Origin of the sequence: Neobacillus drentensis, assembly GCF_021560175.1 — a bacterium.
In the GTDB taxonomy this organism is placed as follows: Bacteria; Bacillota; Bacilli; order Bacillales; family Cytobacillaceae; genus Neobacillus; species Neobacillus drentensis_A.
Genome location: NZ_CP091110.1, coordinates 3007773 through 3030771 on the forward strand (window position 1 = coordinate 3007773; position 22999 = coordinate 3030771).

The 22999-nt window shown below is 35.3% G+C and carries 21 protein-coding genes; 19 read left to right on the forward strand and 2 right to left on the reverse strand.

Annotated elements, in window-relative coordinates; genetic code table 11:
- The first annotated feature begins 315 nt into the window (after positions 1–315).
- From L1999_RS14055 to L1999_RS14090, 8 genes are read left to right on the forward strand one after another with little or no spacing between them, the layout of a single operon-like run.
- Positions 316–1386 carry an SIS domain-containing protein gene (locus L1999_RS14055; RefSeq protein ID WP_235744111.1) on the forward strand — a complete coding sequence of 357 codons (1071 nt, stop codon included), beginning with the start codon at positions 316–318 and terminating at the stop codon, positions 1384–1386.
- Between the two features lie 60 nt (positions 1387–1446).
- A complete protein-coding gene (locus L1999_RS14060) occupies positions 1447–1863 on the forward strand; it encodes a PTS sugar transporter subunit IIA (protein ID WP_235744112.1) in 417 nt (138 codons plus the stop codon).
- Positions 1856–2350 carry a PTS sugar transporter subunit IIB gene (locus L1999_RS14065; RefSeq protein WP_235744113.1) on the forward strand — a complete coding sequence of 165 codons (495 nt, stop codon included), beginning with the start codon at positions 1856–1858 and terminating at the stop codon, positions 2348–2350. Before L1999_RS14060 ends, L1999_RS14065 begins: the two co-directional genes overlap by 8 nt.
- Positions 2351–2369: 19 nt before the next feature.
- The gene (locus L1999_RS14070) at positions 2370–3110 is read left to right on the forward strand and encodes a PTS mannose/fructose/sorbose/N-acetylgalactosamine transporter subunit IIC (RefSeq protein ID WP_235744114.1); all 741 of its coding nucleotides are present in this window, start codon (positions 2370–2372) and stop codon (positions 3108–3110) included.
- Positions 3110–3934, forward strand: a complete 825-nt coding sequence (locus L1999_RS14075) for a PTS system mannose/fructose/sorbose family transporter subunit IID (RefSeq protein ID WP_235744115.1) — start codon at positions 3110–3112, stop codon at positions 3932–3934. The genes L1999_RS14070 and L1999_RS14075 overlap by 1 nt, the downstream gene beginning before the upstream one ends.
- A gap of 12 nt (positions 3935–3946) precedes the next feature.
- Entirely contained in the window at positions 3947–4669 is a 723-nt protein-coding gene (locus L1999_RS14080) for an N-acetylmannosamine-6-phosphate 2-epimerase (RefSeq protein ID WP_235744116.1), read from the forward strand.
- The gene (locus tag L1999_RS14085; protein ID WP_235744117.1) at positions 4662–5312 is read left to right on the forward strand and encodes a tetratricopeptide repeat protein; all 651 of its coding nucleotides are present in this window, start codon (positions 4662–4664) and stop codon (positions 5310–5312) included. Before L1999_RS14080 ends, L1999_RS14085 begins: the two co-directional genes overlap by 8 nt.
- A 52-nt stretch (positions 5313–5364) precedes the next feature.
- A complete protein-coding gene (locus tag L1999_RS14090; protein WP_235744118.1) occupies positions 5365–6453 on the forward strand; it encodes an SIS domain-containing protein in 1089 nt (362 codons plus the stop codon).
- Between the two features lie 287 nt (positions 6454–6740).
- Here the strand turns inward: L1999_RS14090 and L1999_RS14095 are convergent, their stop codons facing one another.
- A complete protein-coding gene (locus L1999_RS14095; RefSeq protein WP_235744119.1) occupies positions 6741–7781 on the reverse strand; it encodes a hypothetical protein in 1041 nt (346 codons plus the stop codon).
- Between the two features lie 534 nt (positions 7782–8315).
- Here L1999_RS14095 and L1999_RS14100 point away from each other — a divergent pair.
- From L1999_RS14100 to L1999_RS14115, 4 genes are all read left to right on the forward strand, one after another.
- Complete coding sequence (locus L1999_RS14100) at positions 8316–9542, forward strand: DUF1643 domain-containing protein (protein WP_235744120.1); 1227 nt, start codon at positions 8316–8318, stop codon at positions 9540–9542.
- Between the two features lie 668 nt (positions 9543–10210).
- Positions 10211–11086 carry a DMT family transporter gene (locus L1999_RS14105; protein ID WP_235744121.1) on the forward strand — a complete coding sequence of 292 codons (876 nt, stop codon included), beginning with the start codon at positions 10211–10213 and terminating at the stop codon, positions 11084–11086.
- A 361-nt stretch (positions 11087–11447) separates the two neighbouring features.
- Positions 11448–12725: a M20 family metallo-hydrolase gene (locus tag L1999_RS14110; protein ID WP_235744122.1), complete on the forward strand. Its 1278-nt coding sequence runs from the start codon at positions 11448–11450 to the stop codon at positions 12723–12725.
- A 254-nt stretch (positions 12726–12979) separates the two neighbouring features.
- Positions 12980–13330, forward strand: a complete 351-nt coding sequence (locus L1999_RS14115; protein WP_235744123.1) for a rhodanese-like domain-containing protein — start codon at positions 12980–12982, stop codon at positions 13328–13330.
- Positions 13331–13525: 195 nt separating this feature from the next.
- Here L1999_RS14115 and L1999_RS14120 read toward each other — a convergent pair whose 3' ends face one another.
- Positions 13526–14377 (reverse strand): hypothetical protein, encoded by an 852-nt coding sequence (locus L1999_RS14120; protein WP_235744124.1) that lies wholly within the window; start codon positions 14375–14377, stop codon positions 13526–13528.
- A 366-nt stretch (positions 14378–14743) separates the two neighbouring features.
- Here L1999_RS14120 and L1999_RS14125 point away from each other — a divergent pair, with 366 nt between their 5' ends.
- The 7 genes from L1999_RS14125 to L1999_RS14155 all read left to right on the forward strand — a co-directional run bounded on the left by L1999_RS14125 (position 14744) and on the right by L1999_RS14155 (position 22704).
- A complete protein-coding gene (locus L1999_RS14125; RefSeq protein WP_235744347.1) occupies positions 14744–15727 on the forward strand; it encodes a DnaD domain protein in 984 nt (327 codons plus the stop codon).
- On the forward strand, positions 15724–16986 hold the full coding sequence (locus L1999_RS14130) for a DnaB-like helicase C-terminal domain-containing protein (protein ID WP_235744125.1): 1263 nt from the start codon (positions 15724–15726) through the stop codon (positions 16984–16986). Before L1999_RS14125 ends, L1999_RS14130 begins: the two co-directional genes overlap by 4 nt.
- Before the next feature lie 66 nt (positions 16987–17052).
- Complete coding sequence (locus L1999_RS14135) at positions 17053–17472, forward strand: hypothetical protein (protein WP_235744126.1); 420 nt, start codon at positions 17053–17055, stop codon at positions 17470–17472.
- 133 nt (positions 17473–17605) lie between these two features.
- The gene (locus L1999_RS14140) at positions 17606–17926 is read left to right on the forward strand and encodes a ribonuclease E inhibitor RraB (RefSeq protein ID WP_235744127.1); all 321 of its coding nucleotides are present in this window, start codon (positions 17606–17608) and stop codon (positions 17924–17926) included.
- A 1883-nt stretch (positions 17927–19809) separates the two neighbouring features.
- Positions 19810–20364 (forward strand): competence protein ComK, encoded by a 555-nt coding sequence (locus L1999_RS14145; protein WP_235744128.1) that lies wholly within the window; start codon positions 19810–19812, stop codon positions 20362–20364.
- Positions 20365–21520: 1156 nt separating this feature from the next.
- Positions 21521–21763 carry a hypothetical protein gene (locus L1999_RS14150; RefSeq protein ID WP_235744129.1) on the forward strand — a complete coding sequence of 81 codons (243 nt, stop codon included), beginning with the start codon at positions 21521–21523 and terminating at the stop codon, positions 21761–21763.
- A gap of 56 nt (positions 21764–21819) precedes the next feature.
- Positions 21820–22704 carry a phosphorothioated DNA-binding restriction endonuclease gene (locus L1999_RS14155; RefSeq protein ID WP_235744130.1) on the forward strand — a complete coding sequence of 295 codons (885 nt, stop codon included), beginning with the start codon at positions 21820–21822 and terminating at the stop codon, positions 22702–22704.
- Positions 22705–22999: the final 295 nt, after the last annotated feature.

Here is a 22999-nt window from a genome sequence, read left to right on the forward strand (position 1 = left end):
ACTTTAATGGATGGAGAGAGAATAAAATTATATACATATCTATATTTGTATATACATCGTAGTACAAATTATAAAAGGTTAATTTCAGAATGCTGAGCCATCAGATGAGGGGTTGAATCAATAATAAGGAGGAGACATTAATTTTAAAAATCTATACATATTCATATTTGTATATACATAGTATTATAACAAATGCATTTCAAGGAAAGGAATAAGCAACATTTCCTTCTGAATATTTAGTTAGTGGTAGGAGGTGTGAATCTTTAACAAGTTTAGCAGAAATGGCTTTGTTAAGTCTAATAGGAGTGATTAGGAATGAAGATGATTGATTATATCTACGATCAGCCCAGCAGGCTAAAAAAAATCTTAGCGTCCAGAGATGATACTTGTATACCATTACTTAACTATATCGAAAAGAATCAAATTAAAAGAGTTTATTTGACGGGATCGGGAACAAGCTATCATGCGGCCTTATTAATGAAAATGTATTTTGATCAATATACAGACTTTGAAACATCCGTTTCGATCCCTACATTTTTTTCAAGATATGAAATTCTCAGTAAAAATTATAAAAAAGAAGAAACCATGCTGATTGCTATTTCCCAGTCGGGAACGTCGATATCCTCCATAAATGCAGTGAAAAAAGGGAATCAATTGGGAATTCAGACCGTTGCCCTAACCGAAGATTTAAACAGTCTCATCACGAATGAAGCGGGGCTAACAATTCATTTAAATTGCGGGAAAGAGAAGATTCCAATTGAAACAAGAGGATATACTGCTACTGTATTTACTGCCATCCTCTTGGCTGTTGAAATTGGCAAGCAAACTGGTAATCTATCAGAGCTTGATTATACAGCAATAATGGAAACATTGGAAAAGGATATAGGTCAACTGCCAACTGCCATAGAGCACATTGAAGAATGGTACCTGAAAAACAAATATGAACTAATCTCCATGGAAAAAGGGGCGATCGCAGGTTATGGCTATCATTATGTGACTGCGATGGAAGGTTATTTAAAGATGTACGAAACCTTTCATAAACCACTTTCTGCCCACGAACTTGAAGAATTGCTTCATGGATATGAGATGGCCTTTGACTCTAAGCAATATATTTTTATGATTGCATCTGAGGGAGAAGAGCTCCATTCAATCGATAAGTTCCGGTCTTTTTTAGATCAGTTAACAGAGCATCAATTTGTCATCACCAATCAAACGATCAATCTTAGAAGTAAAGACTTATCCTTAGCTGCCCCTGTAAGCAAGGTGTTTAGTCCTATTCTTTTCATTTTGCCGTTTCAACTAATGGCTGCCAGGAATTGCGAATCCATAGGGTATGACACGTCAATCTATCCACATAAAATCAGAAGCTTCTCTCACGTAAGATAATTTTTATTAACACGTTATGTCTATACAACAGCCATTCATACTTCTGGAAGGGGGTTTATCGTGTCTTATCAATTTTTAATCGCTACCCATGGTCGTCTAGCAGAAGGATTCTATGAGTCTGTAAAGTTTTTTAACAGTCAGATAGAAAATGTTCACTATATGAATGCCTATGTGGAGCATAACGATTTTGAGAAGGACTTTATCGAGAAAGTGAAAGAACTATCCGGATCTCCACTCATTGTCTTGACAGATATTCCAGGTGGAAGCGTCAATAGAATTGCTTCAAAACACTTGGCTGGATTCGGCTATAAAGTGATTAGCGGGATTAATTTATCGATTCTTTTGGAATTGGTGTTTAGTCCTGAAACGATGAATGAGGAAACCATTGAGAGGCTTGTAACATCGTCAAGAGAACAATTAGTATTCATGAACAAATTAATGGAAGAAATGGAAGGGAAGGAGTTTACGGATGATTAGTTTAGTTAGAGTGGATGATCGCTTGGTCCACGGAATGGTAGCAGTTTCCTGGACTAGTGCATTGAAGCCGGATTGTATTTTAGTGGCGAATGATGCGGCTTCAAAGGATGCATTTATGAGTATGACAATGAAAATGGCGAAACCAGCTGGGGTTAGTTTGATTATTAAAACTATCGAAGAATCCATAAGCATACTAAATAGTGAAAAATACAAAAGTAAAAAGTTTTTTGTTGTGACGGAAAGTGTAGAAGATGCTTATAAAGTCAGTGAACAGGTTGATGGTATTAAAACGGTTAATATTGGGACAGCAGGATTAAAAAAGAAAGAAAAATTAATTTCAACCTTGCCGCAAATCAAAATGACAATCGAAGATTTTGAGTATGCTAGAAAGCTGCATGAAAAAGGAATTGACGTTTTTGCTCAAGTTACTCCTTCTTTAGAAAGAATGAATTATGAGGGAATCCTTAAAGCATTTCAAACTATTTAGCTAAGAGGAGGCAAAAGTAATGGTGATTCAAGGAATTTTGATTGCCTTAATTGCTGCAGTTGTTTACATGGAAAGCCGAATAGGCGGGCAGCACATGTTAGATCGGCCTATAATCATTGGTCCGCTGGTTGGTTTGGTGATGGGGGACTTTCAAACGGGTTTAATCATTGGTGGTGAGCTGGAACTAGTTTGGATGGGACTGGTGGGTATTGGAACATCAACTCCTCCCGATGTGGTGGTTGGCTCTGCTTTAGCCACTGCATTAGCGATTCAAACGGGCGCCGATTATCAAACCACTTTAGCCTTAGCAATTCCGATCGCGTTACTTGCTCAATTTGTAGCCATTGGGGTGGCAATTTTGAATACTACCTTTGCCCATTATGCAGATAATCAGATTGCAAAGGGCAACTGGAAAGGAATCGCCATTGGAAATTGGTCAGGTTCACTCATGTACTTCTTGTCTAAGTTCTTGATGGTGTTTATTGGATTTATGGTCGGAGGAGATGTCATTAAAGGGATCGTCAATCATATTCCTCAAGTGATTCAAGCTGGTTTAGCACAATCAGGGAATCTGCTTCCTGCTCTCGGGATTGCGATGTTAATGCAGTTAAGTCTTGATAAAAAATACGCTGCCTTCCTATTCCTCGGGTTTGCGCTTGTAGCTTTTTTCAATATATCAACGATTGGAGCGGCCATATTCGGTGCGATCTGCGCTTATCTATATTATCAATTTAAGCCAAGGGAAGGGGAATTATTCTAATGGAAAATAACTCAAAGAAGTTAACCAAAAAAGACTTAATGAGTGTTTACGTAAGACATTACCAGCTTCTCGGTTGTTTTAATTATGAGAGACAGATGTCGACTGGATATGGATGGGCCATGACACCTGTGATTAAAAAATTGTACGGTGATGATGATGAACAGCTAAAAGAAGGGTATCAACGGCACTTAGAGTTTTTCAATTGTGCGACATCTACTTCGCCCTTTATTCTCGGAATCAGTTGTGCGATGGAGGAACAGTATGCGAATGCCGAAGAAGAAGAGTTCGAGGTATCTTCCATTAATTCCGTAAAAGCGGCGCTTATGGGGCCGCTTGCCGGGATTGGGGACTCCTTTTTCTGGGGCACGTTTCGAGTCATTGGTGTGGGAATCGGTGCGCCATTGGCGATTAAAGGAAGTATTTTGGGACCGCTCTTGTATTTTTTGATGAATGTCATACCGAGTGAATTGGTAAGATGGTTTGGATTTAGAATTGGCTACAAGGGAGGCAGCGAATTTTTAGCGAAGATTAGTGAAAATGGGACGTTGCAAAAATTAACAGAAGCCGCCAAGGTTCTTGGTCTGGTTGTGATTGGAGCATTGATTGCTTCCATGGTCGTCATCAAATTACCTACGGCCATTAGCATTAATCACGCAAAGATTAATGTTCAAGAAACCTTAGATTCCATCATGCCTAAATTATTGCCTTTACTCATTACGTTTGGCTGCTATAGTCTCCTGCAAAAGAGAGTCAGTGGAACCTGGATCATGTTTGGGCTGATTATACTCGGTATTCTTGGTGTTGTAATAGGCGTTTTAAAGTAAGGGGAGGTAAGGATGAGAAGAGAAGAAATTATAGACGGATTGAAAGACGGTTTAATTGTTTCTTGCCAAGCGGTTCCAGGTGAACCTCACTATATGGATGGAATGACGGTGAAAATGGCCGAATGTGCAGCATGGGGTGGAGCAGTCGGTATAAGAGCGAATTCACCGGACGACATAAAAAGAATAAAAGAAACGGTCGATTTACCGATCATCGGTCTTTGGAAAATAGATAGGAATATAAAGGATGTTTATTTAACGCCTGATCTTAATGCTGCTAGGGAAATTTGGAATGCTGGTGCGGAGATTATTGCGGTGCAGGCAACGAAACATAAGAGAGATGATGGAATGTACTCCTATGAAACGATAAAGGAAATAAAAAAAGAAATTCCTGAAGCGTTAATTTTCGCCGATATTTCAACTCCTGAAGATGCAAGGATTGCTGCTGGGTATGGAGCTGAATTTGTAGCCCCTACCTTACAAGGATATACAAAGGCTGGTTACTTTGATCAAGTAACAATTAAGGACGAACCTGACTTTATTTTATTGCGAGATGTTGTGGATGCCGTAAAAGGTACAGGAACAATGGTGATTATGGAAGGGAAGGTTTCCACTCCTGAAATCGCCGTACAATGTTTATACATGGGGGCCTATGCTGTTGTGGTTGGGAATGCCATCACTCGTCCTCATATTACAGCAAAGCGATTTGCTAGAATGCTGAAGCGATACCATGACTAATTATTTAGTACCTTCATTATTCTTTATTTGTATTTTCGCTAGTTTTATCTATAAGAAGGGTATAACCAAAAAATATTTGTCGTTATTGATGGAATATAAACGTTCTAAAAAAGAAGAAGCATATATGGAATTGTTGTCTTCTGTACCTATGAAACTATATTTTTCAACAAAAACAATCATGGTTTTAAAAATAAAATATTATTTAGATACAAACCAATACGATCAAATAAAAGAGATTACCGAACAATTAAGGAAATCAAATATCAAAATGAAGGATTTAGTTAGTATCCTGCTGTCCGTATATGCTTATTATTTAGACTTCGGGCACAAAAATGATGCATTAGAAATCTACCATTTCTTAATTCATCATATCGATGAAGAAACGAATCAAGAATTAGCCCGTGAATTGAATGAATTAAAAACGATTTATATTGATCATGACAAGAACTATATAAGTGTACTAGAGAAAAAGATTGAAAAAACAAAGGCCTTACCAGACGTGGTCATACTGTACTTTAGACTTGCCAAGCTATATGAATTTAGTGGAGATGTGGATCAGTCGAAAAAATTCCTTCAAAGAGCAAAGGATTTTTCTAATTCACAAGGACAAATGAAACAATTAGAAAGATTAATAGGAACTTGAAAATCGCTTGACAGAACAACAGGGATTTAAACTATTAGGCGAGGAGAATAATATGAATAAACAAACATGGGATATGTATGATTATATTGTAGAATCAAAAGATGCAGTAAGAAGAATGGTAGATCATAAAGATGAGATTCTGAAAGAAGCAACTGAATACTTTTTCTCAAAGCAAATAAATCGAATCTATTTAGTAGGATCAGGAACTAGTTATCATGCTGGGTTAGCGTCTAGAAGTGTGATGGAGAAGGTTTTAGGGATTCCAGTCATGGCTCACTATCCGATGGATTTTAAAGATCAAGAATTTTTACCAGATTCGAATACGTTGGTCATTGGTATTTCTCATGCAGGAAGATCTACATCTACCATCCTAGCTTTGGATAAGGCCAAGGAAAAAGGATATGCAACCATTGCTGCATCTGCGGAGAAAAATACACCCATTATGGATCATGCAGAACGTTTCTTAGAAATTTCAGTAGGACCTGAATATGCAGCGCCAAAAACAAAAGGATATATTGGAACTGTAGCAACACTGGTATTATTGGCTCTAAACATAGGCTTAAAATCAAAGAAAGTCACTGCGTTAGAGTATGAGAGCTATGTATCCGATTTGCTTGACACAACCGATAATATCCCGGCTATTGCTGGAAAAAGTGTTGATTGGTATAACCATAATAAAGAGGAATTACTTAAATCTAGAAGAATCATCATTGTGGGGTATGAGCAGTGCAAGTCTGCTTTAATGGAAGGAACATTAAAAGTACTGGAAGCCGTTAGATATAGTGTAACGGGATATGAATTAGAGGAATTCATGCATGGTGTTTATCATTCGATTGATCAAGATACCTTCATGTTCTATCTTGGTTCAGAAGGTCAGTACTATAATAGAATGATGAATATGAGAAACTATTTTGAAAGGGAAAGAGGAAATAAGAACTTTGTTATTACCTCTGAAAAAGGGCTTGAAAAGGATCCTCATAATTTAATCTTTGAATTTAAAAATCATCCGTATTTTGCTTCTTTAGAGTTTGTTGTACCATTGCAAGTCCTTGCCAGAAAGCTTTCTTTAGATTTAGGAATTGATTGTAATCTCTCTTCAGATCCTGGTTTCCATAGAAAAATGGGGAGTTATACTTATTAAATTATCATGTAATAACTACGTTTATTGATAACTAGATAAAACGCACCTTTCCGGTGATGTATATAGCAAAAGCCGTATTTTGATTTTTTTAATCAAAGCTACGGCTTTTTTTCAATATATTTGCTACATGAAAGGAAAGAATACTGAAAAAATGATGATGAGACATCCAATGAATCATGCGATTATATCGAATATTTAGTTTTTCCGAATCAATTTCTCATATAAAAGAGAACAATATTACTGTCACAGAGGTAGCTAGTGTACGCTACTTCTAATGATTGAATCACCTAAATTATGGGGATGTCCGATAACAAATTTTGTCTTGGCTGAGAAACATTTATGTTTCGAAGGTCAGTTAAATATTTAGTAGCCATTTTCCTCTTATTAGATTTAATATTATTATATAGTTGTCCTGCACTCACAGCAGCCGGGACAAACGCTAGGCCTTCATTGATAATTTCTAATGCTTTGCCTCCATCATTAAATGCAAGAAATATTGCCAATGAGGTATTTAGTAAACCAGAACTTAAGGTAATAATATCTGCTCTCAATTCTTTTAATGACCATTCGATATTTTCTGTTATATCCTTGAAACTCAAATCAGTTAATTTCTTGTCAGAAATTGAAGAAAGCTGCTGCAATGAAAAGTGGAAAGCTTTTAGGTTTTTTTGGAAATCCTCCTGGTTCCTTAAATCTATAATTTTCCCAATCGGGATATCCTCTAAATCAACTGGTAATACAAGAGAAAGGTATTTTTTCAAATGATGTAATTCTTCTAAGTCTTGATTATATGTCCATAAATCATCAAAAAAACTTATTATCTCATCTTCATGTCTAATGTCAGTTATTATTGACATATCATGCCTATCACCAATATTATGTGCTAAAACTCCCATGTATGTGGTTGCGAGTTGGGAAGGTATTAATATGCCGTTTTGAGAGGGTTGAGAAAATCCCCAATCTTTGCAAAATTGTGCAAATTCATGGCTGAACTTTGTTTCGAATAATTCATAATTTTGATTATGACTTTGCCTCCATAGATTAACAACATCTATTTCTCCTAAATTTTTTATGATTTTCTTAGGGTTTTTGAGATATTGTGAAAGAGATTCGATTACTTTTCTTGTGGTTCTTATTGCCTCAAAACTCTCTGGAGGATGTTTTTTTAATAAATTAGTTTCATCATGTACTAATTTATAGTCCTCACTTAAAATATATTCAGCCTCATATGGAACTATTGTACTGATTTCATCCATATACAACAATGCAAATTTTAACCAAGTTTCATCCTGAATTTCAAATCCAGGATAATATAGTGTTTTTTTCAACTATATTCCCCCCTCAAGGTTTCAACAATCACTTATCTACTATTATCTTAGTTTTTAGCAAAAAAGGAAACAATTTCATTGTTAGCCAAAATTAATCCTTTCTTATTACATATTAAGGGGTATTTTTTGAGGCTAAAAAACAATATATAAAACGTAAATCATATATTTTTTAAAACGAAATACTAAAAGCGGCATGTCCTTGAACTTCATCCACCTAAATGGTAAGAGGCATATTTTTTAAAAATCTTTATAAATTGGCCTTGGTTTTAAATCTTAATTCAACAAAATAATAAACGAATATTTTATAGAAGGATTTTAACTGGCTATTAGCAATTTTAATATCAATACATTAGTAAGTTTTACCTATAAAATATGTAAGAATAAGAGGACTAATGTGGTTTATGTGGAACATATAAACATAGATAAGAAGTAGAGTGGTTTTTACATATGTACTCGTCAACGAATGAAGACTGGACTACAGGCGTAATCAAAAAGGATGAAAAGAATTCAATCCAGAATTGGAGGAATCAAAAGGTGCAGGAAAAATCAATGACCGGAATTTTAAGAAATCTAGACTTTAGGGATTCATTGATCATTGACAAATACAATTCTGATCTTGAAACATGGAGAAGTAATAAGTTAGACCATTTAAAAAGTGAAAACAGTGAAGATGCGATGACATGGAATGTATTTCGGAGTCTTAAACAAATTAATCCGAATATATGGCTTCCCAGTTTATATAAAAACTCCTTCCATCAAGAATGTGGATACTCATCGGAATCAGTGGAAATCATCTTATGGAAAAGGATCCTACCGCTTGCTCGTCTTGTAAAAGAAGGTCCAACAGAAGTAGATATTATTATTGAAACCAATGAGTTTGTATGGTTGATTGAAGCTAAATATAAAAGCGATATTAGTAAAAATACTACTCATGATACATCTCGAAATCAGGTCATACGTAATATTGATGTCGGCTTAGACTATGCAAAAGGGAAAGACTTATATTTTTCGTTGTTGATATTGGATGAAAAACATTCACCTGCAGGTTATTCAATCACGAATAAATACCGCCAATCAATAGTTCATGTGGAGAAAGAGCTTCCCTATAGGTTAGACGGTTGTAAAAATTTAAAAGGGATCAGTATTATTACTTGGACGGATGTTCTAAATGTTTTAAATGAAACAAACAAATTAGCAGAAAACGAATTTGAAAGATTTATAGCAAAACAAGCTGAAGAATGGTTAAGGAGTAAGATTGAAAAGCCTGCTATTCTAAAAAACAGCGCTATTTTTGATGAAACAGAAACGTACAGATATTCTCTGACAAGAGTATGGGATTCTTCAAAAGAAAAAGTAGTGTTTATTTGTTTAAATCCAAGTACCGCAGACGCAGAATACAATGACCCGACATTAAATCGGTGCATTGACTTTGCTAAAAGATGGCACAACAGTAAATATGGTTTATTAGAAATGGTAAATCTATTTTCATTTCGTTCTACTGATTTTAGTAATTTAAAAAGTGTGGATGACCCTATCGGAAGAAAAACGAATAATTACATTCTTAATGCAGTAAAGAGTGCGAGTCTAGTGGTGGTTGCATGGGGTGAGAATGGTTCTTTCAAAAATCGGGATAAGGAAGTACTGAAGCTGCTTTCAAGTGAAAAAAAGTCAATCCATTGTTTGGAAGTATTGAAGTGCAAGCAACCAAAACATCCTTTATTTGCCAAAGGTGATTTAAATCCAATTATTTTCCTACAATAATTGATGGTGACGGAAAGAGACATTCCCAAACGTGGTTTTCTCCATGTTTGGGAGTGATTTTTTGTTGGAACGAAAGATCAACATACCAGTATTGATAATTCATATTAATGTAAATACATTTCTTGAAGGTATTGTTTTTTTTGTGTATAAAATTACTATGGGTTACATAAATAAAGTATTTTACTGTAATAAATCAGTAAAATGATTACAGCCAGAAGAATGTACCACTTCTGCCATCTTTTTTCCAGCGATTGCCACGAGATTCACCACTTGTAGCCAACGTGTTTACCAATGGAGTAAATTTCAGAAAACTGCATTTACAACATTAGGGTTCTAGAAAGATAAAAAAAGCCTAATTCCTCCTTATTTTTAACGAGAAATTAGACTTATGATCTTCCACAAAAGCACTCGTTACTTTAAGTAGACTATTTCACAATCTACTCTCGGCATATTAATTTCTTAAGAACTTGATAACGCAGGCTTAATATTCTTTGCTATAATAAAACATAGATAAATGTGGTAAAACTGAGGTGAATTAAAATGTATTGGACTCCACTTTTTGAAAATGATGTGCCAGTAGCACGCTTCTGCTCTTAATGGAGTGAAGGTGACTACATCTCTCCGTTAGGGGCATTCTCGACCTAAACAAAAAACGGAGGGTAAAAAAAGTGAAAAACACCATATTAGGTTCTTTATATTTAATTTTAGCTTCAAGTATTTGGGGCGGTATGTACGTTGTTGTTAAAGTTGTAGTATCGGTCATACCTCCACTGGAACTTGTCTGGATGCGTTATTTAGTTGCGATTGTCGCACTTCTCGTAATCGGCTTTGTAACGCGACAAAAATGGCGGATTAATAAGCGGGATTTCTTACTTATTATCGCCATCGGAGTCATTGGCAACGCCATTTCAATTGTTACACAGGAAACTGGCACAATGCTATCCTCAGCACAAATGGGAGCCATCATAACTTCTTCAACACCAGCATTTATGGTTATTTTTGCTCGCTTAATCCTTAAAGAACTGTTGACTTTAAATAAGGGAATCTCCGTTAGTTTAGCGACAATTGGGGTTATTCTCATTGTTGGAGTCGGTCATGTAAATTTATCCAGTCAACTTGGTGGTATTTCACTACTTATTGCTGCTTTAACTTGGGCACTCATGTCTGTACTTGTAAAGCGTGTGCCGAGTGATTATTCACAAATTGTGGTAACGACCTATTCCATCTTGGTAGCATTAATCGTGTTGACCCCATTTGTTTTGCCACAGTTATATGAAATTAACATCTCGCAACTGACTCACCCCACCATTTGGGGAGGCATTTTGTATTTGGGTATTATTTCGACAGCATGTGGATTTCTACTTTGGAATCGTGGATTACAAATGCTTAATGCCTCAAGTGGAGGGCTATTTTTCTTCTTCCAACCTGTGGTTGGGGCATTACTGGGATGGCTTATTCTAGGGGAGAACATAGGCGTAACCTTTTGGATAGGTTCCACACTAATTCTTACTGGTGTTTTATTTGTTATCAAAGAGAAAAAGTAGCTTTTAAGAACCCCTTCAAAAATAGTTGAAGGGGTTCGGCTTGTGTAACAAACACTAGTTATTATGAAGTAATTAAACTGCACGTTAATTTAAGTGAATGTTTTCACAACCTCCAATCTATATTTCAATATAAATAACCTGTCTAGAGTGGTATACTGTCTGTCATTCAGTGGTACATTTTTATCATTAAGTGGTAAAAACTATGTCTAGGATGGTAAATTTCATTTGCTTTAATCAAGTAAAGGAATAAAGTGAGGTTGGGGAGGAATAATCCTGCTTTTTTCCGGAAGGAAACAGCAGGATTTTCTCTATACTGGACACTCAAATGAAGGGAGAATGTAATCCTATGGATGCAAATTTCATGGAAAGTTTAGATTTAACGATTGATGGTAACCGCCTTTGGAACCAATTAATGGCCCTTGGAAAGATAGGAGAAGGAGACAATGGCGGGGTCACTCGGACATCGTTTGACCAAAAGGATATCGAAGCACGGAAATGGTTTCTGAAACTACTGCAACAAGCGGATTTATCCCCTTATATGGACGCAGCCGGGAATATCTTCGGGCAAATAATCGGCAAAAATCCCGAATTACCTGCCATTTTGATTGGTTCTCACCTTGATACCGTAAATTCTGGCGGGCGTTTCGATGGCGCCATGGGTGTTCTAATGGGTGTAGAGGTACTATGTACGCTGAAAGAAAAAGGATTTCAACCTGAAAGAACGATAAAGGTTGTATCCTTAACAGATGAGGAAGGGGCTCGTTTTGACTATGCTTTTGTAGGCAGTACCGCTTTGGTCGGGACAGAAGGCGCAGACAAATTAAAGGAAAATTTAGCTGCCGCAACAGATAGAAATGGAGTCACCTATCTGGAGGCCATGAGGCAAGCCAGTCGAGAAGGAGAATATTTTAATAGGATTAATCCAGACCTTTTAGAACAAGCTCAGTTAAGTAATAAGGACGTAAAAGCTTATATTGAAATACATATTGAGCAGGGCAAAGTGTTAGAAAAGGAAGATTTAGCTGTTGGAATCGTGACGGGGATTTCTGGTGGAGAATGGGCGGAAGTAACCATCGCGGGTGAAGCAGGGCATGCAGGAACGACCTGGATGAACGAGAGAAAAGATGCTTTAACAGCTGCTGCCGAATGTATACTAGCGATAGAGAAAATCGCACAGGACAGCAGCGGAAGTGTCGCGACAGTTGGAAAATTGGAAGTAAAACCTGGAAGTAGCAATGTCATTCCAGGAAGAGTGGATTTTACACTTGATGTTCGCGATATAGCTAATGAACGGCGTGAAAAGACGGATACTCAAATCTATCAATCCATTCGGACCATTGCTGCAAACCGCGGTCTAGGGTGTGAAATTAGACCGGTTCAATCCCTATCTTCAGTGATGAGTTCACCAACCGTGATGAAGGCAGTAAAAGATTCACTTCAAGAATTACAGTATCCTGTTTATCAATTACCAAGCGGAGCTGCACATGATGCGATGGTGTTAGGAGAACTCACCGATATTGGAATGATTTTTGTAAGGAGCAAGAATGGCATCAGTCATCATCCAGACGAGTGGAGTTCTTTTGAAGATGTTGCCCTTGGGTGCGAGGTACTATACAGGTCAACGTTAAAACTTTTATAAGTGATACACTTACTTAGAGAGGTTCTGTAGTTCATTTTAGTTACGGTATTTCATAAAACACGCAGCGCCTCCTGAAACCATGAATGTATCAATTTAAGGAGGTGCTTTTTCATATGACTTACTCCAAATTGATATCCCATTCCTTACATGTCATCACAAAACCAATTAGGCAGGATCATTATTTTGATTTGAGCCACATGCTATAATAAATGGGAAACTTCTTAGAACTAAAACCTTCAAAAGGAGAGTTAATTTTGACAATAAAAACGATTACGCCAAAAGAACTTGAAGAGAGACTGAAAGGAAATGACCAAACTTACATACTTGATGTCCGCGCAGAGGAAAAATACCATGATTATCACATTGAAGCGCCTAGGAGCAAAAACGTTAATATTCCAAAAAAAACGATCTTTGAACTTGAGAAAAACAGAGAAGAAGAAGTCGCATCATTACCTAAAAACCATGAAATCGTCGTAACCTGTACAACAGGAAACTCTGCCAAAAAATGCGCCGCAATCTTGTCTGAAAAAAACTATAATGTCACATTGCTAGAAGGCGGGATTACTGCCTGGAAAGAGTATTTACAATCACAAAAAAGTAACTAATAAGAGAAATAACTAAATCCTGAAATGTCAGGCTTCCTTTAAGGTGTCTGACATTTTTTTGCCGCAAAACCAATCCAAATAAAGTAATTTGATTTTACGCCTATATGTTTCGACCTAAATAATTTCACACTTTTCGCTGCCAATCATCATATCCAAAATAGGATTCTATTTTTTCTAGAAGCCACTTGCAGTAAATCATTGATTCAACCAATCATACTCCAGTATATCGCCATTAAACTCAAAACAAATCGCTTTAGCTTGAATGAGTCCTCTTTTGTGCTGTTCATTCAGTCTCTCCTCATAATACTGAAAATATTTCTCTTTTAAGATTCCAGAGTAGTAAGCAATCGGGTTTTTTACAGCCTTTGTTAATTTAAGTTTTCGAATTAACTGCTTGAAGGATTGGATGGCAAGGTTAACCATTAGATCCGTTTCATGATGTAGTTCATAGCCATAGGCAGTGATCTGGGCCATACGCCAATATTCTTCGATCACCTTTGCCTCTGGAAAGAAGCATTTAACGATTTCAACGAAAGCTTGTGGAACACGATTGCTCACATAAGTGTGATCCAAATGAATCGGTACTTCTTTACGTTTATTTATCTTTTGTTCTTTTTCAGTTTTTAAAAGATTACTAGTTTCTTTAGGGCGGTTCATGGTTTCTTGCTTGGGTGGTTCATTAGAAGGATAACGATTAAATACATAAAGATTGCTGGACTGAGAGCCGTTCTTTCTTTCGGTTTCATAGACCGTGAAAATCCCCATGTTTTTGCCTTTCAGAATCATCCGTTTGAAAGTCGAACGGGAAAGGATGTTTTCTTTACATTCTTGGTTAATAGCTTTTAAAATTGTTCCAATTTTGGCATTACAAACACCAGGGATTTTGGCAGAGAACCGGACTAATTTTTTTAAGCCAATTAATTCACCCTTTGAAAAATCCTTCTTGTGATCAAGCAGCCACATTTCCATATGGCGGTTGAACTCCTTTAAACTTTCGAATTGCGAAAACGTATCAAATCCCTCAATAGTGCCAGATTTTAAATTCATCCGATTAGCCACCTCTTCACATAATCTAGGCCAGCTAACGTGTTAACCCCACATTTCCGGCATTTCTAAGATACCGGTTTTGGCTAAGCTATTCGAATCTCAAAAATTCTAATTTGGGGCCACTTTTTGCATGAAAAGCGTGTTTTTGCCACCAAATTTGCAAATTTGGAGCCGTTTTTTGCCATTTTGGCTTATTTTTGTATCAATTTTAGTTTTTAGGATATAATTCGATTCACCTTGTAAAGGCAGCCGAAATTCTTTTGTCAAAAAAAATTCACATAATCATGAAAAACCTACTGTCCTACTTATTTTTTTAACAATAAATAAACAATGGAAGTACTATCAATAGAAGGGCAGTGGTTGAAGATGGCAAAGTATCGAATCGTGCATATTGATTTTTGGAAGAATCCGATTGTTTTAGAAGAAATGACCCCGGAAGACAAGTATTTTCACCTGTATCTACTTACCAATCCGAAAACAACTCAGATTGGAATCTATAAAATTACGAAAAAAGAAATGGCATTTGATTTGGGCTATTCGATTGAAAGTGTGGAGGCCTTAATGGAACGTTTCATCGAACATCACAAATTGATTCGTTACAATCCTGAAACAAGAGAACTCGCCTTAAAAAACTGGGCGAAAGATAACCTGTATAAAGGTGGAAAACCCATAATGGATTGTATTTATTCTGAATTAAAAAAGGTCGAAGATCGCTCACTTATTGAATATGTGGCCGAATCTATTCTTAAAAAGGAATTTCGCAGCGTCTATGAATCATTTTGTGAACAAGAAGAAGAGTTATTCGACCATGAAGGTAACGACCAAAATGAAGTGATTTCCTATTTAAACAGTGAAGATGAAGAACTAGACGATACGTTCACGGAGCCTTTTACGATTCGAGAGGAAAAAGAAAAAGAAAAAGAAAAAGAAAAAGAAAAACAACAACAACAAGCTCTTTATCCATACATAGAGGATAATCCAGAAGAAGAGAATGATCAAAAACTTGAAGATGTGAAGGAAATCATTGAATTCTGGGACTACAACGGATTTGGATTTTCGAACATAAATGCGAAACAGCAGCTGTTAGCATGGTTAGAAGATTCTAGCTTCTTGCAACCAAAAGATGTGATTCTAAAAGCAATGAATATAGCATGTGCCAATAATAAGCGCAGACTGAGCTATGTCGTTGGGATTCTGAAAAACTGGGAAAATGAATCGTTACTGACCATAGAGGAAATTGATTCCTATCAGGAGAACCAAAAGCCTGTAACCAAGCGCAAACCGTTTCCAACCGGAAGACACATCCCACGAGAATTTGAACTCGATCTAACGGCGGGTGAAGACGAATGAGTATGGTGGAAAAGGTATTCTTAGGCAGCTTATTGAAAGCGGACTATTTACTTCAGGATACGGTGGTAGTACCTGAACAGCTGGAAAGTACACGTCATAAAGACTTAATGCGAAAAATGGTCGAGTTAAATCGGGCCGGTAAGAGTGTGGATCTGATCTCGTTAACCACCTTACCTGATCTTGATTCATACGGTGGAATATCTTATCTTTCAGAGCTGTTATCGTTTGCGGACCTTGGAAAATTTGAAGGAATGGAAAAGCTCATTCTGGAACAATGGAAGGAGCGGGAAAAGCGAAATATTTTGACAGTTGCAGCCATGAATGATTGGGAGATTGCAAGAATTGTTACAGAATTAGATAACATTAATCAACTGAAGATGGTGGATCACACGCCTATCCAACAGGCATTGTCCACGATCTATGAGGCACCATGGGAGGATCAAGTAATACAGAACAGTGTCACTACGGGCATCAAAAAGCTCGACAAAGTGACGGGCGGATTTCAGAATGGGGAAGTTACGATTCTAGCCGCAAGACCTTCAATGGGAAAAACCGATGTGATGCTGCATTTCGCCAAAATGACGGGCTGGGCAGGGTGTCTGCCCCTCGTATTTTCCTTAGAGATGCCTGAACGGCTGATCACAAGCCGATTAATGGCGTCAACAGGTGGCTTTAACCGTGCAAGAATGCGGGATCCGAAGAATTTGCTTGATCAAAGTCAAAAGGATAAATGGTCGGATGTGATCGGTGATCTCGATGCAACCCAAATACAAATTTTTGATGGAGCAGGACAATCGATTGCCGAAATAAGAGCGAAAACCCGAAAAATGATCAATCAATTTCCAAACAGGAAACCAATTTTGTTTATTGATTACTTAACATTAATCCAAACTTGTCAAATTTACGGAGGGAATTCTCATTTACAGGTCTCGGAAATATCGAAATCCCTAAAAACGATGGCCAAGGATTTTAATTGCCCCGTCATTTGTTTGTCACAGCTAAATCGATCAGTCGAATCAAGAGCGGATAAACGACCCATGATGTCTGACATTCGGGAATCGGGCAGTGTGGAACAAGATGCGGATGTCATTTTGTTCTTATTTCGTGAGTCGTATTATGACAAGGAAACGAACAATCATTCCCTTGAAATCATTATCTCCAAAAACCGAAATGGTCCGGTTGGAAGCATCAACGTGAATTATAACCAGAATACAGGCAAGATTGAGGATCAAAAGGAAACGAGTGTTACCGTTGCTTAGCATTTTATTGTCCCTTAAGTACGAAAAATACGGATGCCCCAAATATCGAAAATGAGGTGGCAGCAGATGTTGGTGAAAGATCTTTATCTAGATAGTTTACTTTATGAACAATCATCATTGGCCCATTACCTTCACCATTTACTAGCAGAAAAGAAGATTACCTTAGAGGATAACCTATCCCAATTTGACTTAGAACAAGCGGATCATCTGAAGGTTGCAGAAATGATTGAAAACAATGTCTTAGGTTTTCATAAAGTTTGCATTTACTCCCTGAAGATGAACCAGAAGGATTTTGTCTTTATTTTTGCGAAGAACCCTGAAGAGGCAATCCAGTTCTATAGGAAGACCTTTCAACAAAAGCCTATGAACTGTCACGAATCTTGCCTGGATTTTGAGTTTATTAGAGGGAATGATACGGTTTCGTTTCGTGAAATGAGGAAGGAAATCGAGAATTTTCCAGCTATTGCAGGGTATTTTAAGAGGTGAGCTAAATTTGAGTCATACTGTTGTGGTTCAAGTGTTTTAATTTTAACACTGTATATTATTTTATAACTGGTCGAAATGAAATAATTGAATTATAATTACAACTTTGAAGGACAAGAAGATGGAGGGAAAACGAATGAAATTTCCTAATGATGGTGATGGAGAGGCTTTACAAAGTCTTTATAAAGATGGAATAAATTTTAAAAAACAACAAACAGTCGAATTTTTTGTGGCTGTGCCTGATCAAACAACAGGTGAAAAATTATCGCAAGTATTAAAAGGAGAAGGGTTTAATTGTTTTTTAGATCAAGACGACGAAACGGACGAGTGGGCATGTTGTTGCTCTAAAAGAATGCTTTTGAATTATAATGAATTAATCAACATACAGAAGAAATTAGATAGCTTAAGTAAACCATATGGTGGTTATTCTGACGGTTGGGGCATTTTTGTCGACTAAAAGGGTTGAGTTAAATGCTATTGTAATATTTAAAAGAGAAAATCTAAGAAATAATAAACTAAAACCTACAATATAGTACCAAGCATTATCCTGAAAAAAGGATGGTGCTTGGTATTTTTTTTAGACGAGTTTAGATTATTAATTCCCATGAAAGAACAGATTTGCTAGTAAACGAAGGTGGATATTCAAATGATTAGATTTCAATTACCCTAGTAAAACCATCAAAGGAGACACAATGAACCTTCGAGTCCTGAACTTATAAGAACTGACCATGGAAAGCTTTTTTGAAGGCATTTCATATTTAATTTTAAGGGAAAACTAGGTTGTTAGTTAAGAAAAATAGCGAAAAAAGGTGAGAAATGTCAAATTATGATATATTTGTGAATTTAATAGAGGAATAAGAAAAATAATTTATTGAGTCATTAATCTATATTATTTTCTAAATAATGATCGATTTAATTTACTTATTAATGAAATTTGTTATTTGAAATAGGTTTATTTTGCACCTAATACTAAAATTTTAGAACAATTACTAGTAAAAAATTCAAAAAAACATAATATTATACTAGTAATATTATTCTTGTCAATGGTACAAAGGTAAAGAAAGTCTAAACAGAAAATTATAGAAAAATCTTTATAAAAGAATCTAAAAATTTTATTTTAAAAGAATAATATCTAACTGTTATAATGTTCACGAGGTGATTGGTTTGGCAATTATTACATATGACATGATAGCTGTTATTAATGGAAGCGGATACAATCAATTTGGTAAGGAGGTTCTGATAACACAAATGAACTTTTGCTTACTTGAAGCAATTTTCGAAGAGCAATAAAGCGGTATATGCTTGAAAATGTACTCGAAGAACAAATCTATTTTCCACACTTACTTGCACATCTATAAGAAGGCAGCTTAGAAAATGGAGTGAATGTGGTATTAACCATCAATGATGGTTCTCATCGATTAAAGGCATTGCTCTAATTACAAGAAATTCTGCTCAAGTTTATCAATAGTGAAAAGGAAATCGAAATAAAAAGGGGATATAGGCTCCTCTACCTATTTGAAAATACGAGTATTTTGCTTAAAATCTTTGAAGGATTTACTTTGGAGGAAACAGACCAATTATATATTAGGAAAAAAAGTGTCATTTTCGAAGCGGATTGCCTGTGACTCTAGAAATCAATTCAATCAGATTACCAATCATGTGCTCATCTGAATGAGATTTGAAGGCTGCAGGAGTGGAAATGGAGAAAAAAGCCATTGTCAGGTCATATAATAAGAACCTATTATCATTAACACAACTTCGTCAGATCGTTGACATCTTTATGTTTGGAAAAGTCATACACAGTACAGCAGAGATAATCTTAAAACTCCCTTGATAAACCAATGAATATATGGATATTATCAATATATGGTTTGACGAATTATTTTAAATTTGCCCTACAGGAAGAATTGGTAACTATCATGAATCCATGCTAGCAAGCTATCCATAATTGGTCAGTGACGCTTTACATCTAAATAATGGTGAACAAAATTGTTCCTATGAAAAGAGAGTTGCGGTACTTATTGGAAGAATGAAAAAGTTAAAGAGGGTTGAATTTGGTAGAAATAATGAGATATGGAATCAATTTCTGTAACGATTAAGGGAAAAGAGAAGTATTTTTATTTAACTAATAATAAGAAGACGATTTGACAGCTAGTGAAATGACTCCAAAAGAAAGGGAGGTGAGGAAAATGTGACCAGTAAATAAACAAACCCTCGGGATAGATAGTCCTGGCAGACGTATCCCAAGGGCAAGTGTAAGTTGGGTATACCAACTTTATTTGAGTATACCCTTTTTTGAGATAAAAACCAATAATAAAATCCGAGAGAAGGGTAAAGGACATGGAAATTAGAAAAAATTACTTGATAAATGAAAAAACAGGATTACTTATGGGGGAGTATTATACAAACGGAACTCTATATACTAGGGTAATAGAAGATATGGAGAACTTTTTAGTGGCAATGTCTCCTGTTCACCTGATAGATAAGTCATTACTACAGTACGGATCAAGTCTTATTGGTGCTCTAAGTAGCTCTAAAGAGGTACTAGGTGAAATGTATATGTACCCGATTAAAGTAAGTTCCTCATTAGATATCTGGTTATTTCCCAGCAAATCATATAAAAAGTCAAATTGTATATGGTTCGTTCTCAATCATATTGAAGATACATTACCACAAAGTGTCCAACAAACAGAGGTATTTTTACGCTTTGGACATCAAATTACAATTAAAATGAAGGAAAGTGCGTTTCGAACTAAACGTCGAAATGCTGAAAAGTTACGGGAACGTATTTCAAATAATATTAATAACTCTTCCTTTGTTAAAAAAAAGGAGATAAACGGGTATTTAATCAAAGAGGAAAAAGATCAATATAAATTTTCAATAAATGAAGATTAATATAAATAATTTTCATATATTTTTAGTTATTGATTTATATACCTCTTAAGGGATGTTGAGTAATTCTCGACATTCTTTTTTTATCAATATTTATATAATATTATCTGAAAATAGAATACGAGGGTCTTGCTGCCTGGCTGCTAATACAAATGCCTATCAAAGCATTCTCGAGGAAGTAGTTAAAATTGAACTTGAGAATTAACTGATAAATAATAATTTGAAGGTGCTTGATTCCGCAATTGCCTGTGGATGGGTTATGATAAAAAAGATATAAGTTTTGTCTTTTTATTGAATGTAGGTGTTATTAATATTCGAAAAAATGCCAGTGATATAAAAATGTTTTAAAGATAAAATCCACAGTATAAGGCATTTATTAATAATCAGGAAGGGAGAAAGGTGCGATTTAGAGGATGTGGGGTAAGAATTATTAGTTGGACAGAAGGGGGCGAACAATTCTAGCAACTAGCTGAAGTAAGAAGGCAACTAAATATTTGATGGTTTTGATAATTAAGAAATAAATTTTTATGAGTTAATCATTTTTTCTACAAATGAATGAATTTTTTTAGGAGTGGGTGCTTATGTATCATTTTCGGATGCGTGGAGTAATCAAAGATAGGAGTAGTCAACACATTTTTGAAGTCTTATATAATAACGGTAGACTTTCAGGGGATGTAACACTAATACAAGCTCTAAAATCACGAACCAGTGATATTACAGATGCGAGGAAGGTAATACTATCGATGAGTGAAATATGTAATTATGGTCAGATTTGGGGAAATTATCCTAATATTCATTATTCATAACAAAATAATTACAGTGAATCTTTGGTCTTTTTAATAATCAATATTAACATTGAATAAATTTGGGCATGGGTATGACTTTGTTACAGCATGATCCAATTGTAAAACTTGAATACAGACCTTTATTAAAACTTCGAACAATTTAAATGATATCTAAATATTAGCCTGTGGAACCTATAAGGGTCAATGTTTTTATCAAGTAAATTAATGTATTCAAAAAGCTGTAAAAAGTTTTAGTTTTTGTATTTCTTTTGGAGCAATATAAATAATTAGAAAAAAATGGAACAGAAATCGGATTTTATATTTTTTATCGAAAAGATATAACGAGAAAAAACATTTCAAAGGGGGGAAGTATTGTGGCACAAGCAATAGCCAAAAAAGGTGCAAAATGGGTTGAACAAGTCCCAAGTCATATCAAACACTGGTTTGAACAACTAGGGAATGATTACACTTTGGAAGATGTAATAAATGTTTGTGATGTAATTATTAAACTCTATGATAATGGTATTGAATCCAAAAACATGTGGAATGGAAAAGCTGTTCCAGAATTAATGATGAGTACAGTCACTTTTAGAAACAAATATAAAAGATATGTGTAATTCTGAAGCAAGTATAAAAGAAAAAACACCCACAAATAAAACTATAGGATGGAAAAATGAATATAGAAAAGATCATTAATGACATTAATCATATGAATGTTAATATACACAACGGTAGACCAGCATTAAAAAAACCTCTGTTATTATTACTTATAATATCTAAGTTCGAAGAAGGATCTTTTGCTGAAAACAGGATTAATTTTATCGATGTTGAAAAAGAATTAAGCGAATTAATAGACAACTATGGAGGTAGACCAAGTAAGGGTGGTACAAAAGCATATCAACCCTTTCAATATTTAAACAGTTCCCCTTTTTGGAATATTCATTTACCTAATGGGGTGACGATGACGCATTCTAAGGATCTTCCTATAAAAGTAATTAGAGATCAAGATACATTTGTAATCCTTGACGAGGAACTTTTTAATAATCTAAAACATTCAAGTAAGGCACGTGCAATATTAGCAAACTTTATTTTACAAAAGTGGTGGCCGGAGACCGTTCAAGAGGAATTGAGAAATATTTTAAGTCTCCCATTAGATAATTTAGTAAAATTGCAAAAGAATCGAAATAAGGAATTTTCAAGTTTAGTTTTAGCAAATTTTAGATATAAATGTGCATTTTGTGGTTTTTCATCAGGCTTTAATAATTATTCATTTGGCGTTGACGGCGCACATATAAAATGGTTTTCTCAAAATGGTCCAGATACAATTGAAAATGGCTTATCCCTTTGTAAATTCCACCATTGGGCATTTGATAGAGGTGTAATGGGAGTAAACCCCAAAACACTAGAACTTAAGGTATCTAAAAAATTTATTGGTAGAGATAATTTTAGTATAAAGTTTGTTGAAGAATTAAACGGGAAGTCTCTGGAACCATTTAAGGAAATTGAGCCCAATTCCATTTATTTAGAATGGCACAATGACTTTATTTTTATTGGATAAGACTAAAAATAAGAAACATTCAAACATGTTGATACTAAAGTACTAAAGACGTCTACCGAACTGGTGGACGTTTTTATATGTTCGCTTTATATAAATAATACATATATTTGCCACTATTAAAGGATTTATGGAATTATCTGTTTAATTATGGTATTTGAATACTATTTCGATTAAAATATTAATATAGGAAATAAGTATTGTATTCAAATTAAAATATATTGGTCAGAGTGCGACTTTATAATATTCGGTTTTTACAGTGTAATACCACAGTATTAAGGAGTGTTGAAATTTGGCA